This window comes from Corallococcus sp. AB045 (assembly GCF_003668895.1).
GTDB classification, from domain to species: domain Bacteria; phylum Myxococcota; class Myxococcia; order Myxococcales; family Myxococcaceae; genus Corallococcus; species Corallococcus coralloides.
The window spans coordinates 1-15,479 of record NZ_RAWN01000077.1 but is presented as its reverse complement, the minus strand read 5'-3'; the positions used below and the strand labels follow the sequence as shown (position 1 = coordinate 15,479).

General features: G+C 68.6%; 7 protein-coding genes. 4 read left to right on the top strand and 3 right to left on the bottom strand.

The features are described 5' to 3' along the window. Nucleotides 1–28: 28 nt before the first annotated feature. The gene (locus D7Y21_RS41505) at nt 29–706 is read right to left on the bottom strand and encodes a hypothetical protein (RefSeq protein ID WP_147469329.1); all 678 of its coding nucleotides are present in this window, start codon (nt 704–706) and stop codon (nt 29–31) included. A gap of 614 nt (nt 707–1,320) precedes the next feature. Beyond that, complete coding sequence (locus tag D7Y21_RS19675; protein ID WP_233612205.1) at nt 1,321–2,382, bottom strand: glycosyltransferase family 1 protein; 1,062 nt, start codon at nt 2,380–2,382, stop codon at nt 1,321–1,323. A 92-nt stretch (nt 2,383–2,474) separates the two neighbouring features. Between D7Y21_RS19675 and D7Y21_RS19670 the strand changes: the two genes are divergently transcribed. The 4 genes from D7Y21_RS19670 to D7Y21_RS43485 all read left to right on the top strand — a co-directional run bounded on the left by D7Y21_RS19670 (nt 2,475) and on the right by D7Y21_RS43485 (nt 12,079). Then, the gene (locus tag D7Y21_RS19670) at nt 2,475–3,605 is read left to right on the top strand and encodes a glycosyltransferase (RefSeq protein ID WP_121715005.1); all 1,131 of its coding nucleotides are present in this window, start codon (nt 2,475–2,477) and stop codon (nt 3,603–3,605) included. A 218-nt stretch (nt 3,606–3,823) separates the two neighbouring features. After that, entirely contained in the window at nt 3,824–5,218 is a 1,395-nt protein-coding gene (locus D7Y21_RS19665; protein WP_121715003.1) for an undecaprenyl-phosphate glucose phosphotransferase, read from the top strand. A gap of 48 nt (nt 5,219–5,266) precedes the next feature. Beyond that, a complete protein-coding gene (locus D7Y21_RS19660; protein WP_121715001.1) occupies nt 5,267–7,639 on the top strand; it encodes a kelch repeat-containing protein in 2,373 nt (790 codons plus the stop codon). A gap of 153 nt (nt 7,640–7,792) precedes the next feature. Beyond that, entirely contained in the window at nt 7,793–12,079 is a 4,287-nt protein-coding gene (locus tag D7Y21_RS43485; protein WP_121714999.1) for a hypothetical protein, read from the top strand. A 69-nt stretch (nt 12,080–12,148) separates the two neighbouring features. On the opposite strand, the gene D7Y21_RS19650 is transcribed toward D7Y21_RS43485, so the two are convergent. Beyond that, on the bottom strand, nt 12,149–14,965 hold the full coding sequence (locus D7Y21_RS19650; RefSeq protein ID WP_121714997.1) for a vitamin B12-dependent ribonucleotide reductase: 2,817 nt from the start codon (nt 14,963–14,965) through the stop codon (nt 12,149–12,151). Nucleotides 14,966–15,479: the final 514 nt, after the last annotated feature.

The following is a 15,479-nucleotide window of genomic DNA, read 5'->3' as shown; positions in this document are numbered from 1 at the left end:
ACCCACTGCGACCGCGATGACCACCGTGTCAGGGCTCTGTGGTTCCAGCGTTCGGAGGACTCGCCGGTGCGGGTTGCGCCTGGCTTCCTGCCTTGAGCGTTGCGTCACGCGCAGCAAAACAATCGATTGTCCCTTGGTAGGTTTCTCCTCCGTCAGGAGCATTGACCGTCTTCCAGGTCCCGCTGAAGGCGAGAATTGGCTTGAGCTTGAACTTGATCTCGTGAGTGCCAGGTCTTGGTGCGTTTGGACCCATGATTTCGCCAATATTGCTGGCAATGGATTGCTTGGCGACAAAGTCGATAGTTCCATCTTTGGAGAAATTGACGGGAGACGTTGTTGCCCAGTCAAATATTTTCTTGCCATGAAATTCGGTTGCTCCAGAGGCTGAGAGCCTGTTCTGGTCGCTGTCGAAGGTGATGCTGGTCCGCCATCCGCTGGGTCCATAATCCCAGCGCCAGACTTTGTATTGCTCGAGAAATTCCGAACTTATGATTGGCGGGTGTTCGTCTTTGATTGTCATTCCCTGTCGAACGAAGCCGATGATGCAGGCGATAATTTCGAGTATGAGTGCGTAAAAGAGTCGCTTTTTGTATGGCTCTCTGACCTTGATCCAGTTGGGTATTGATGCGACGGATATGAATGCTGTTGCGGAGAATATGATGAGGAGAATGTAGAAGGAGATTTGAAGGGCGTGTTCTGTGTTCAAATGGCGCCTCGGACGGTGCTCGGTGATGGCGATTGACTGGGTGTGTGTTTCTGAATGACGGTGGATTTGACAGTTGCAGCATGCTTGATGGGCCGCAGGGGGTGGTGGCTTGAGTCTGGTTGACAGTAATAGTGGGGCGGGAGGTTGAAGAAGAGGGGAGGATAGTGGGTGTGGTTCTGGTCATTTGGCCTGTGTGTCTATAGCCCCAAGGTATGAGTCGCGCTTGTCGGCGTCGGCCGCGCTGTCCGCGACGAGGTGTCCGGGAGGTTGTCGATGAGAATCTTCTTGAGGGTGCTCACGGTGATTCTGGATTTCTAGGAGAAGCGCTTGCCAAATTCATGGCGAGATGAGGACCCGTGCGATCCGCGGCTGCCAGGGCCTTTATCGTTTTGCACTCTTGCTCTTCCGGCGCAGGACTCCCCCTTTCGCCGAGGCGAAGCATGCGTCGACGAAGCCCTCCTCCAAGTCGAGCCGCCGCGCTACCTGTGGCCTATTGCCAAGATGCGCAGACCGGATATCGAGATTGGCTTTCGAGCTGCGGGGCGGGGAGGTGTACCAAGTGAAGTCAGCGCGCGCTTGGTGATTCAGAACGCTGCCTGCCCAGCGGATTGAAGCTATGAACGTCTTTCCTGGAGGGCTCTCCGGAAAACGCCAAGGGTCTGTTGGGCGCATCGGTCCCAGGTGAACCGAGCCGCTCGCTCGCGACCCAACTCCATCAGATTCCGGCGCAGGTTCTCGTCTCTGAGAACGCGTAGTGTTGTTTCATGCCAGGACTTCACGTCGTCGGGAGGGACTCGCAGCGCTGCGTCCCCTACGACTTCCGGCAATGCAGTCGTGTCCGCTGCAATCACAGGGCATCCGGACGCCATGGCCTCCAGGGCAGGCAATCCAAATCCTTCGTACTTCGAAGGCAGGAGCAGCGCCGTGGCGGCCCCATAGAACAACGGCATCTCCGACTCAGGCAGTTGCTCCAGGTCGATGACGTTCTCGTGCAGGCCCACTTCGTGCGCCACCGCGCCTTTGCCCGCGAGCAGCACCAGGGGCACCGGTAGCTCCGGCGCGAACTTGCCCAGCATCGCCAGGTTCTTGAACGGCTTCGCGTTCCCCACGACCGCGATGTACCGCTCCGGCAGCTCATGCCGCTCCCGGAACGCCTTCGCCTCGCTCACCGTGGGGGGCTGGAACCTTGAATCCACACCGTTGTGGATCACTTGGAACCGGTACGGCGACATCTTCAGGTACTTCCCCAGCTCCTCCCGGGAGAAGTCAGACACGGTAATCAACGCAGTCGCCAAGCGCGCCCGCGGGCCCACCACCGCCTTGTAATAAATCGCCTGCACTGGCGTGTACTGGTCCGCCAGCGCCAGGTGGTTCGCGTCGTGCAACGTGGCCACCAGCCGGCCCGGCCAGAACAGCGGCAACGAGAACGACGTCGCGTGGAACAGGTCCGGCTTCAGCTTCGCCAACTCGTAAGCCAGCAGCGGCTGCTCCGTCGGGGACAGGTACCCGGCCCTGGAGCGGTGCAGCGGAATCGTCGGCGTCAGGTCGCCCAGGTCGTCCGGCAGGCCCTTCGCTGGCACCAGCGCGGAGAACTCCAGGTCCGGGGCCAGGGCGGGCAGCCGGCGCGCCAGCTCCAGCGCGTACCTCGCGATGCCGTGGAGCTGACCGCGCACCATTCTCAAGTCGAGCAGGACAGAAGGCACGCTCCCTGGCCTACCACACGCTGGCTTCCCCCCGCACCGCCGCGCCAGTGCTAGAAGGCCCTCCCGTGAAGGTCGCCCTCGTCCACGACTGGCTCGTCACCCACCGCGGCGGAGAACGCGTCCTCGACGCCCTCTGCGAACTGTTCCCCCGCGCGGACCTCTACACCCTCATCCACCAGCCGGGCAGCCAGTCCCCGCGCATCGAGGACCGGCGCATCACCACGTCGTTCCTCCAGCACATCCCCGGCATCCACTCGCGCTACCGGCACTTCCTGCCGCTGTTCCCCCGCGCCATCGAAGCCCTCCGCATCACCGGCGACTACGACCTGGTCCTGTCCTCCAGCCACTGCGTCGCCAAGGGCATCCACGCACCTCCCGGCGTGCCCCACCTGAGCTACGTCCACGCTCCCATGCGGTACATGTGGGACCTGTTCGACGAGTACTTCGGCCCCGGCCGCACCCGCCTCCCCGTGCGCGCCGCCGCCCTCTCCGTGCGCCCCTACCTCCAGCACTGGGACCGCACCTCCACCCAGCGCGTGGACCGCATCGTCGCCAACTCCCAGCACATCGCCGGGAAGATCCGCCGCTTCTGGGACCGCGATGCCTCCGTCGTCCCGCCCCCCGTGGAGCTCGAACGCTTCACCCAGGTGCCGCTCGAAGGGGGAGGGCAGGGCGGCTACTTCCTGTGGCTCGGCGCCTTCGCCCCCTACAAGCGCCTGGACGTCGCCCTGGAGGCCTTCCGCACCCTGGACACCCCGCTGTGGGTCGTGGGCACGGGGCAGGAGGCCTCGCGCCTCACGTCCGGGCCGCTTCCGCCCCACATCCGGTTCCTCGGCAACGTGCCGGACAGCGCGCTCCCCGCCCTCTACCGCGACGCCCGCGCGCTCCTCTTCACCCCTGAGGAGGACTTCGGCATCACCCCCCTGGAGGCCCAGGCCACCGGCCGCCCCGTCATCGCCTTCGGCAAGGGCGGCGCCCTGGAGACCGTCACTCCCAGGACGGGTCTCTTCTTCCCGGAGCAGACCCCCGCGTCCCTCGCCGCCGCCGTGCGCCAGTTCGACGCCTGGGAGCAGTCCTTCCGCCCCCAGGACGCCCGTGCCCAGGCCGAGCGCTTCAGCCGCGCCCGCTTCCAGCAGGCCATCCAGGCGGAGGTGGACGCCCTCCTGGGCCTGTCCCCGTCCTCCCCAGCGGTGTGACAACGCTGTCCGCGCCCTCCCCAGTTTCCCGAGGCTTGCCTGCCCGGCGGGATGTCTTGTGTCCGCTGCCCTCCGGTGCAACCCCTTGGTTTCACGGAAAAACCCGTGATAGGACGCCGCGCCGGGGGAGGGGCCCGGGCGCTTGAGGGCTCCCGGGGCTCAGGGTGCGTGTCTTGCATCCGACGGACGGTCCTCGTCCCCCGTCAGGAGTCACCGCGGTGTTTGGTCGCCTGCAGCGCTTCTACACGTCCATCAAGGTCGCCGCCGACGCGGGGATGCTCGGTGTGGCGTTCGTGCTCGCGTACTTCACCCGCTTCAGCGGCGTGTTCCCCATCACCGAGGGCGTCCCGCCCCCGGCCGAGACGTTCGTCTCCCTGGTGATGGTGCTGGTCATCTTCCCGATGACGTTCCAGCGGGCGCGGCTGTACGCGACCAACCGCGCGCGCTCGCACATGGGGGAGCTGTTCGAGCTCTTCAAGGCCACCATCACCGCGACGCTCGTCCTGGTGGCGGTGACGTACTTCATCCGCGAGCGCTATTCGCGCCTCACGCTGGCCATCTTCGTCGTCTACGCCTTCACGCTCATCGCCGTATCGCGCATGGTCATGCGCCACCTGCTCAGCGAGGTGCGCCGCCGCGGCTACAACCTCAAGTCCATCCTCGTCATCGGCGAGGAGGAGCTGGGGCTGCGCACCATCGAGACGGTGGAGAGCCACCGCGAGCTGGGCTTCCGCGTGACGGGCGTGCTGTCGCTGAAGGAGGAGAAGGTCGGCCAGTGGGTGGGCGGCGTGCGCGTGGTGGGCCACGTGGGCGAGGTGGAGTCCTACCTGGATGCCCACCCCGTGGATCAGGTCATCATCGCCGTGCCGCTGGAGGACCAGGCGCGCGTGAAGCCGCTGATGGAACAACTGGCGCTGCGCACCGTGGACGTCAAGGTGGTGCCGGACCTGTACCAGTACATCACCCTGTACGGCGGCCTGGAGGAGTTCGGCGGCCTGCCCATCATCAGCCTCCAGGGCGACCCCATGGACGGCTGGAGCCGCGTGGCCAAGCGCGTGTTCGACGTGCTCTTCTCCCTGGTGGCCATCGCCGTCAGCGCGCCGATGATGGTGTTCACCGCCCTGCTGGTGCGCCTCACCAGCAAGGGCCCCATCCTCTACCGCCAGGAGCGGATGGGCATGGACGGGCGGACCTTCCACATCCTCAAGTTCCGCACCATGCGCGTGGACGCCGAAGCCCAGGGCGCCACCATGGCCAGCGCCGTGGACGCGCGCCGCACGCCGGTGGGCACGTTCCTGCGCAAGTACTCGCTGGATGAGCTGCCCCAGTTCTTCAACGTGCTCCGGGGCGACATGAGCCTCGTGGGCCCGCGCCCGGAGCGGCCCGTCTTCATCGAGGAGTTCAAGCGCCAGATTCCGCGCTACCACCTGCGCCACAAGGTGAAGGCGGGCATCACCGGCTGGGCGCAGATCAACGGCCTGCGCGGCCAGACGTCCATCCAGAAGCGCATTGAGTACGACCTCTATTACATCGAGAACTGGTCGCTCCTGATGGACCTGAAGATCCTCCTGCGCACCGCGCTGGGTGGCTTCCTGTCGAAGAACGCGTACTGAACCCAGGGGCATTGGTGCCCGGACGCCTGCTCGGCTAGCGTCCGTTGAATGCAAGACATCTGGAAGAGGCGGGGGCTCTTTCTGCTGCTGGGACTCTGGGCGGTGCTCGCGGGCTGCGGCTCGGAGCCGTCCACGGGCAGCGCGCAGCTGGTGGCGATGGTTCAGGGGGCGGTGGGCGCGGAGTCCATCACCCAGGTGACCGTCAGCGTGACGGCTCCGGACATGGCGGCCATTTCCGGCGCGCTGGCGAAGGGCGAGGACGGGAACTGGAGCGGCACGCTCGCCGCCATTCCCGTGGGCTCACAGCGCCTCTTCACCGCGCAGGCGTTCGACGCGTCCGGCGTGAAGCGCTTCGAGGGCCAGGCCCAGGACGTCACCATCTCCGGAGGGCAGCCGGCCGCCGTGGCGTTGACGCTCCAGCCGGTGACGAAGCCGCCGCCCTTTGACAACACGGTGCCCGGCATCCACTCCATCATCGCGTCGGTCAGCACCGTGGCGCCGGGGGGCACCGTCCAGCTCACCGCCAGCGTCAGCGACAATGCCGTCGGCACGCTCACGTATGCCTGGAGCGCGCAGGCCGGCACCTTCTCCGCGCCAACACAGGTCGCGACGTCCTGGACGGCCCCCGACACCGAGGGCCCCGTTTCGTTCACGTTCACGGTGACGGATTCGCACGGCGCTTCCGCGTCGATTTCCTTCACGCTCACGGTGACGTCCGGTCAGGGGAGCGCCGTCCTCACCGCGAGCCTCAACACCTGGCCGCAGGTGACGAACATCTCCGCGTCGCGCTCGCAGGTGGATGTGTTCGAGTCCACGGAGCTGACGGCGATGGTCACCGAGTCGGACGGGGACCCGCTCTCCTATGCGTGGACCGCCGCCTGCCCGGGGGAATGGACAAACGCCACGTCCGCCACCGCGACCTTCATCCCCCATGAGAGGCCCGTCTACAACGAGCCCGCCTGCGGTCGCTGCCCCGTCACGGTCAGCGTCACCGATGGCCGGGGCGGCGTCGCGAAGGGCACCCTGCGTCTGTGCATTGGATCGCCTCGACCTCTGCTCTTCCGCCCCGAAATCGTCAGCACCTCGCCCGCCGCCGCCAGCGTGCCCGTGCTGCCCGCGATGACGTTCCGGGTGACGGCGCGAGACGGGCAGAACAGCCCGCTGACCTTCACGTGGACGGCCGGCGTCGGCACGCTGGGCACGCCCATCCACACCTCCACCACCAGCGAGGTCCCCTGGACGTCCCCGAGCTGCCTCGCGTGGGGCCAGCAGCCCCTCATCACCGTCACGGTGCGCAACGGTCTGGGCCTGACCACGTCCACGCAGTTCGCGCTCACGGGCCTGGCGGAATGCGGTCCCATGGGCTGGAGCAGCACGGCGCACATGGCGTTCGCGCGGTTGAAGCACACCGCCACGGTGCTCCAGGACGGCCGGGTGCTCGTGGCCGGCGGCTTCAACAACTCGACGCCCACGAAGGACGCCCTGGCCTCGGCGGAGATCTATGACCCGGTCACGGGCACGTGGCAGCCCACCGGCGGCATGGTCGTGCCTCGCACCCAGCACACCGCGACGCTGCTGCCGGATGGCCGTGTGCTCGTGACGGGGGGGCAGCTCGTCGCCAACAGCACCACCAACTCGCTTGCCTCCGCGGAGCTGTATGACCCGGAGACGGGGACGTGGACCGTCGCCGCCAGCATGGGCGCCGCACGCGACTACCACTACGCCCTCCTGCTGGAAACGGGCCGGGTGCTGGTGCTGGGCGGCGAGCAGTGGCTGGGCGGCAACCGGACGAAGCTCGCCAGCGCGGAGCTGTATGACGTCGCCACCAACAAGTGGCTCCCCACCGGAAGTCTCACCATCCCGCGCTACTTCGCCGCCGCGTCGTTGCTGCCTTCGGGGCAGGTGCTGGTGTCGGGAGGGGAGAGCCCCACCGGGGGATATTCCGCGACCGCGGAGCTGTACACGCCCTCCACCGGCACCTGGAGGCCCACGGGCTCCATGGCCGTGAGCCGCCGCTTTCACGCGCAGACGACGCTTCCGGACGGCCGCGTGCTGGTCACGAGCGGGTACGGGTCCCCTTCGGGCACGGGCTGGACGACGACGGCCGAGCTCTACACGCCGGCCACGGGGCAGTGGAGCAGCGCGGGAAACCTGGCCTTCGGCCGCGTGGACCACACCGCGACGGTGCTGCCCTCGGGCCGGGTGCTCATCGCCGGTGGGTTCGCCTACATCACCAACGGCTCCTACCACACGAACATCGCGGAGATCTTCGACCCGGCCCTGGGCACCTGGACGCGCACGGCCAACATGCTCATCCAGCGTCAAGGTCACTCGGCGACCCTGCTGTCCACGGGCAAGGTGCTGGTGGCGGGCGGCTACTACGGCGCCACCTACAGCTCCGCGGAGCTCTACACGGAGTAGGGGCGTTCCCTCCCAACCCGCGGGCCCGGGTGTGCCCGCACCGGGGCCTGGGTCCCGCGTCCAAGGCAGGCAGGCGTTCAGGGCGGGCGCGCAGGTCGTATTCGCGCGCACCCTCTCATTGGCACCGCGAAGCCGTTTAGACTGCGGGCCGACATGGGCGACAAGCTGGGATTGACGCTGGTCCGCAAGGGCCTCCTGACGCAGGCGCAGCTCGACCAGGGCATGAGCGCGCAGCTCGTGCACGGAGGCCGGTTGGGCTCCCGGCTCGTGGAGCTGGGGTTCCTCGACATCGAGACGGTGGGCATGGTGCTGGGGGAGTTGACCCGGTTGCCCGTCGCGATGGAGGCGGACTTCGACGCCGTCACCGACGCGACGCTGAAGCTGCTCAACGCGGATCAGGCGGAGAAGCACCAGGCGTTCCCGCTCGCGGTGGAGGGCCGGCGGCTGAAGGTCGCGATGGCCAACCCGCTGGACCTGCAGACCACGGATGCGCTCGGGTTCATCACCGGCATGCGCATTGTCCCGTACGTGGTGCCGGAGCTGCGGCTGTTCCACTACCTGAGCCTGCGCTACGACATCGACCGGCCGACGCGCCCTCTGAAGCCGGCCATTCCGCTGCCCGCGCGCCGTTCGGTGTCCATGGCGGCGGTGGCCCCTGTCGCCATGGCGGCGCCGGTGGTCGTGCCGCCGCCGGCCATGCCGCCTCCGCCCGCGCCCGTGCGCGCGGAGCCCGAGGTCGCGGGGATGTTCGGCGGGCTCGCGCCGGGACAGTTCCTCAGTGATGACTCGGAGGAGCAGGAGTCCGACGCGGACCTCGCCGAAGCGGCCATTGTCGGCGAGGAGCTTCCGGACATCGTGATGGGCGAGCCGGTGCGGGCTCCGCCGGTCATCGAGATGGCTCGGCCCGCTGGGAGTCCTCCGGCCGCGCCGCCGCGGCTGGTGGCACAGCCTCCGGGCATGGTGGCCCGGCAGGGTGCGGCGGGCGGGCTTCCGCCAGCGGCTCCGGGGATGCCGGCGCCTGGGCCGGTGGCGATGGCTCCTGGAGTGCCTGTGGTTGCGCCGATGGGAGTCGCGCCTGGAGCGGTTCCGCCGGTGGGAGTCGCGCCGATGGGAGTCGCGCCTGGAGCGGTTCCGCCGGGTGCCGGAATGCCTCCGCGTGCGGCACCTCCGCCGGGAGCCCAGCCTCCCGGGATGATCGGGCGGGCGGGTCCCGTGCCTCCGGCGGTTCGGCCTTCTGCGACGGGGATTCCCGCTGTACCGAAGACTCCGCCTCCGGGCATGCGTCCCGCCGCTCCCGGTGCGCCGGGGCCGCGACCGGTGGGGCCTCCGGGCGCACCAATGCCTCCAGGCGCGCCGATGCCGCCGGGCATGGTCCGCGCAGGGCCTCCGCCGGGAGTTCCGGGCATGCCTCCGGGAGCGGCGCCTCGGCCCCCGCCGGGCGCGCCCCCTCCGGTGATGATGACTCCAGGTGGCCCGGGGCCTGTTCCTCCGGGACAGCGGCCTCCGACCGCGCCTGGAGTTCCCGGTGTCGGGGCTCCTCCGGGTGCGCGTCCGATGGTGCCTCCGGGTGCCATGCCGCCGAATGCCGTGCAGGGACGTCCTGTCGTCGCGGGTGGCCAGCCCCTTCCTCCGGGTGCGCCGCCGCGGCAAGGGCCTCCATCCGGAGCCGTGCCTCCGGTTGCAGCTGGCGCGCCGGGTGTCGCCGTGCCTCCTCCTGGTGCTCCGGCGTTTGTTCCGCCGTCTCGTCCAGGTGCTCCAGGTCCTGTCGCCGTGCCTCCGCCGGGAACTCTGGCCGCGATGGCCCAGGGAGCGACGAGTGTGCCGCCCGGAAGCCTGTCGTCCGCGACGGCGGCTCAAGTGGCGTCTGGCCCGGCGAACGGAGCCCAGGGCCTGTCTGGCGTAGCGAATGCCTCTCAAGGCAGTGCGCCGGCCATCGCGCCTCAAGGTCTGTCTGGGGACGCGAGTGCCACCGTGGGCGCGCAAACGGCCCAGGCTTCGCCCGTTGCGACCTCCCCAGAGGGGACAGCGCTGGCAGGGATTGCCCAGGACGTGGTGGGTGTCTCAATTCCTGTCATGGAGCCGTCTTCCGGTGGAGCCCAGCCCCCAGCGGCTCGACGTCCGTCCGGAGTGAACCGAGCCATCACGGCGGCCGTTGTGGACGCGGCTCCCGTGGTGGCCTCCGTCGAGGAAGTCCTGGCCGCCAGCGACTCGGTGCCGGACCTCGGAGGAGCGTGGGGGGATGCATTCGCGGACGCCTCTTCTTCGAAGCAGGTCGTCTCGGATGCATCGTTGAAGGCCGACGCCGCCAAACCCTCTCCGAGCTCATCATTGTCCGAGCTGGTGCTGGACGCCGAGCTTCTCGTCGACGCCGACGTCAGTCCGAGTTCTGAGCCGCTCGACGTCGCACCTGTCGCAGCCGCCCCCGAGATGACGCCCGAGCCCGCGGCGGTCCTGACCGGGGATGAGCTCTCCGACGCCATCCTCGAAGACGTGGACGCCGTGTCCGCGGAGCCGCCCGTCGCGACCGCCACGGAAGCCGCGGGCGTCCTCGACGTCGAGGACGTGATGTCCGCCGAGCCGCAAGAGGCGCCGGTCGCCGAAGCTCCGGACGTCCTCGAAGTCGCAGAGGTGATGTCCGCCGAGCCGCAGGCCGCCGCAGTCGCGGACATCCTCGAAGTCGAAGAGGTGATGTCCGCCGAGCCGCAGGCCGCCGCAGTCGCGGACATCCTCGAAGTCGAAGAGGTGCTGTCCGCCGAGCCGCAGGCCGCCGCAGCCGCGGACATCCTCGAAGTCGAAGAGGTGCTGTCCGCCGAGCCGCAGGCCGCCGCAGCCTCGGACGTCCTCGACGTCGAAGAGGTGCTGTCCGCCGAGCCGCAGGCCGCCGAAGTCGCGGATGTCCTCGACGTCGAGGACGTGATGTCCGCCGACCCGCACAAGCCCCAGGCCGCCGAAGCCGTGGACGTCCTCGAAGTCGCAGAGGTGATGTCCGCCGAGCCGCACGAGCCCCAGGCCATTCCCGAGGCGGAACCCATCTGGGACGCCGCGCCCGACGCATCCACGGCTGGCGCGAAGGAAGCACCCGCGCAGGACCCAGTCCCCGCACCTGCCGCCGCTGACACTCCGAAGGATGGCGGGCTGTTCGAGGCGACGGAACTCGAGGCCGTCCCGGAAGCGCCCGTCGCCATCGAAGCCTCGAAGCCGGAGCGCCTCCCCACGGAGGTGTCCGTCTCCACGGAACCTTCTCCTGAATCGGAGGCATCGGACACGTCTGTCATTGCCGCCCCCGCCACGCAGGACGCCGAAGCCGACGCGCTCGAGTTCAGCCTCGCGGGAGACTCGCAGAAGCCCGCCGCGTCCCCGGAAGCCGAATCCTCCGAGTCCTGGCAGGTCGCCGCCGCTCCGAAGTCCGACGCCGCGATCCCCGCTCCTCCGGCGGAGGTCCCCAACCCCGCGCCCACCGAGGAGCATCGAGCCGAAGTACCCCCGGAGTTCGAAGTCGCCCTCGTCTCCCCCGCGGAAGCGGCACCCGAACCCGCTGCCCCACAGGCGGAAGCCCCCAGCCTCACGGCCGCTGAAGAGCCCGTGGCCCTGCCGAAGCCGCGCCTCGTGGGCGCGCCCCCGGCGCCCGCCCGCGACCGGACGCCCATCGCGCTCGACGACCTGCCCACCTCCTCCGAGGAACCCATGCAGCTCGCCTCCACGTGGGAGTTCGTGGGCTGGCAGGGTGGCGGGGAAGGGGAGGGCGCCGTGGGCCACAGCCCGGAGACCACCTGGGCGGACCGCGTCGTGGACCTGGACGTCCCCGCCGCCGCGCCCGCTGCCTCCGAGGACGGCGTGGCCCTGGCCTCCGCGTGGGAGTTCATGCAGCAGCCGTGGCAGCCGCAGGCCGCCGCGGAGGTCGATCCCGCCCAGGCCCTGCTCGCCGCCGCCAGCGCGTCCACCGACACGCCGCCGGACGGTCCCGCCGTCACCGCCGAACAGGTCCTCTCCGCGCTCGACACCGCGGACTCGCAGGGCATGGTCGGCAAGGTGCTGCTGGCCTATAGCGCGGGCCGCTTCCGCCGGGCCTTCCTCCTGGGTGACAGCTTCGGGCTCGCGCGCGTGGGCCGTGCCTGGGGTCCGGGCAGCGACCGTCCGGAGGTCACCGCGCTCAAGGTGGACCTGGACACGCCGTCCCTCTTCACCTCCGCGCTGAACGGCCCCAGCCCCAGCGTCTTCAGCGCCCCGCAGGTCCCTCAGGACGAGGCCATCTTCTCCGCGCTGTGCGGCGAGTCCGAGTCCCACCTGCTCGTCTTCCCGCTGCACTCGCGCGGCCAGCCCGTGGCCTTCTTCGTCGCCGAGCACGGCCCCGCGCCCCTGGAGGTCGCCATGCTGGAGGAAATGGGCCGCATCGCGGACAGGGCCGTGGAGATCTGCACCCGCCTCCATCGCTTCCCCTGAAACACGAAGGGCTCCGGAGCTTGAAGCCCCGGAGCCCTTTCTCACTTCAGCTCAAGACAGCCGCGGCGCTCAGCTGCAGCCCGTCGTCGTGCCGCAGTTCGTGCACTTGTAGCAGGCGCCGCTGCGCACGGTGATGGCGCCGCACTGGTGGCAGGGCGGGGCGTCCGCCTGGTTCAGGTACGTGCTGCGCGAGTTCATCGCGGACAGCTGCAGCGTCCCCACCTGCGCCGGCACCGCCGCCTGCGTCACCGGCTCCGGACGGGCCTCCTCCACCGGCGTCACCTCCACGTCGTCCGCGCAGGGCTCCGTGGGCAGGAACTTCAGCGACAGCCACCGGAAGATGTAGTCGGTGATGGACTTGGCGATGGGGATGGCCGGGTTGCCCGTGAAGCCGCTCGGCTCGTAGCGGGTGTGGCAGAACTTGTCCGCCAGCACCTGCAGCGGCACGCCGTACTGGAGCGCCAGCGACACGCTGGTGGCGAAGCTGTCCATCAGGCCGCTCACCACCGAGCCCTCCTTCGCCATGACGACGAAGAGCTCGCCCGGCTTTCCGTCCTCGTACATGCCCACCGTCAGGTAGCCCTCGTGGCCGCCGATGGAGAACTTGTGCGTGATGGACTGCCGCTCGTCCGGCAGCCGGCGGCGCAGCGCCTTGGGCTCGGGCGTCACGGCGGGGGCGGGCTCCGCCACCGCGCGGCGGGACTCCGGAGCCTTCTCGGGGGCCTTGTCCTGCGACGTGTTGAGCGGCTGCGTGCGCTTGCACCCATCGCGGTACACCGCGACGGCCTTCAGGCCGCTGCGCCACGCCTCGATGTACGCCTTCTCGATGTCCTCCACCGAGGCGTCATTCGGCAGGTTCACCGTCTTGGAGATAGCGCCGGAGAGGAACGGCTGCGCCGCGGACATCATCTCGATGTGGCCCATCCAGTGGATGCTGCGCTGGCCCTTGGACGGCTTGAACGCGCAGTCGAACACCGCCAGGTGCTCCGGCTTCAGGTGCGGAGCGCCCTCGATGGTGTCGTGCTTGTCCAGGTACGCGATGATGTCCTGCGTCTGCGTCTGCGGGTAACCCAGCTTCTCCAGCGCCAGCGGCACCGTCTGGTTGACGATCTTCAGCATGCCGCCGCCGACCAGCTTCTTGTATTTGATCAGCGCGATGTCCGGCTCGATGCCGGTGGTGTCGCAGTCCATCATGAAGCCGATGGTCCCCGTGGGCGCCAGCACCGTCACCTGGCTGTTGCGGTAGCCGTGCTCCATGCCGCGCGCCAGCGCGTCGTCCCACGACTCCTTCTGCGCCGCGTGCAGCTCCGCGCTCACGCCGTCCGCGGGCAGCTGGTACGCCGCCTTGCGGTGCTTGCGGATGACCCCCAGCATGGGCTCCGCGTTGTTGCCGTAGCCCGCGAACGCGCCCTGCTTCTCCGCGATGCGCGCGCTCGTCGCGTACGCCTCGCCGCACATCAGCGAGGTGATCGCCCCCGCCAGGTTGCGGCCGGCAGGGGAGTCGTACGGCAGGCCAGAGGCCATCAGCAGCGCGCCCAGGTTCGCGTAGCCCAGGCCCAGGGGACGGTAGTCGTGGCTGTTCTTCGCGATGCGCTCGGTGGGGTAGCGGCTGAAGCCGACGATGATCTCCTGCGCCAGCAGCACCACGTTCACCGCGTGCTTGAAGGCGGCCACGTCGAAGCCACCCTCCAGCGTGCGGAAGTGCATCAGGTTCAGCGACGCCAGGTTGCAGGCCGAGTCATCCAGGAACATGTACTCGGAGCAGGGGTTGGACGCGTTGATGCGCGCCGTGCCGGAGCACGTGTGCCACGCGTTCACCGTGGTGTCGTACTGGAGGCCCGGGTCGCCGCACAGGTGTGCCGCCTCCGCGATTTCACGGAACAGCTCACGGGCCTTGTAGGTCTCCAGCACCTGGCCGTCGCGCACCGCGCGCGTCTGCCACGGGCCGTCGTTCACCACCGCCTTCATGAAGTCGTCGGTGACGCGCACGGAGTTGTTGGAGTTCTGGAAGAACACCGACCCGTAGGCCTCGCCGTTGAAGGACGGGTCGTAGCCCGCCTCAATCAGCGCCCAGGCCTTCTTCTCCTCGTTCGACTTGCAGCGGATGAACTCGAGGATGTCCGGGTGCTCGGCGTTGAGGATGACCATCTTCGCCGCGCGCCGCGTCTTGCCGCCGCTCTTGATGACGCCCGCGAACGCGTCGAAGCCGCGCATGAACGACACCGGGCCGGACGCGGTGCCGCCGCCCGCCAGCAGCTCCTTGCTGCCGCGGATGCTGGACAGGTTGGAGCCCGTGCCGCTGCCGTACTTGAAGAGCATGCCCTCCGTGCGCGCCAACCCCAGGATGGACTCCATGTTGTCGTCCACGCTGTTGATGAAGCACGCCGAACACTGCGGGTGCTCCTCCACGCCCACGTTGAACCAGACGGGCGAGTTGAACGCCGCCTTCTGGCGCAAGAGCAGGTGCGTCAGCTCCGCGTGGAACGCCTCGCGGTCCACCGCCGACGCGAAGTAGTGCCCCTCTTCACCCCAGCGGGTGAGGGTGTCCACCACGCGCGCCACCAGCTTGCGCACGCTCGTCTCACGCTCGGGCGTGCCGGGCGTGCCCCGGAAGTACTTCGACGCCACGACGTTCGTCGCCAGCATCGACCAGGACTTGGGGACCTCGATGTCCTTCTGATCGAAGACGACCTTGCCGTCCTCGCCCTTGATGCTCGCGCTGCGGTACTCCCACGCCAGCTCGTCCGCCGGATCCACCCCGGGCGTCGTGAAGAAGCGCTCCACGGTCAGCCCCGTGGAGGCCACCGCGGCCTTGCCCTTCGCACGGCCGCCACGCCGCGACTCCCTGCCACCCACCACCGGCTTCCCACTCAGTTCCTTCTCCATGCCGCCCGCCTCCAGATCCACTGAGAGTGCTGATGCAAAATTTGCAAAATAGCCAACGCCGCGAGATCCCAGGGGATCCGATGATCACTTCCAGGCACGGGGACGGCAGCGTTGGGATGGTCCGGGATGGGCAGAATCCAGCGGGCCCACCGCTGGATTCCGGGCCCGGGCCTGACTGCCCACCCGCCGGGCGGGCGGATCCATATGATCGCTGGTGGGGTCCGTCAACATCCCCTGCTCCCCTATACCTAGTGTCAGGGCGCCTCTTACACACTTCATTTGGTGGTCGTTCCGAGGTGCGCTGATCTGCCTCCCAAGGTTGATCTAATAACCCTTGCCTCGGTGGCAACGGCTGCTGTGGCTGGCAATGTATGGCCATGACCATGCGAAATCGGACAGGAGGGGAAGGGCGCCTGTCCAAGCGCTTGTGATCACTGACGGATGTTTGCTGGCAGTCCGTGCGCCGAGCGTAGGGGCGCTTTGGAGCCCCCGCGACAAGGGGGCCGGGCGGGGC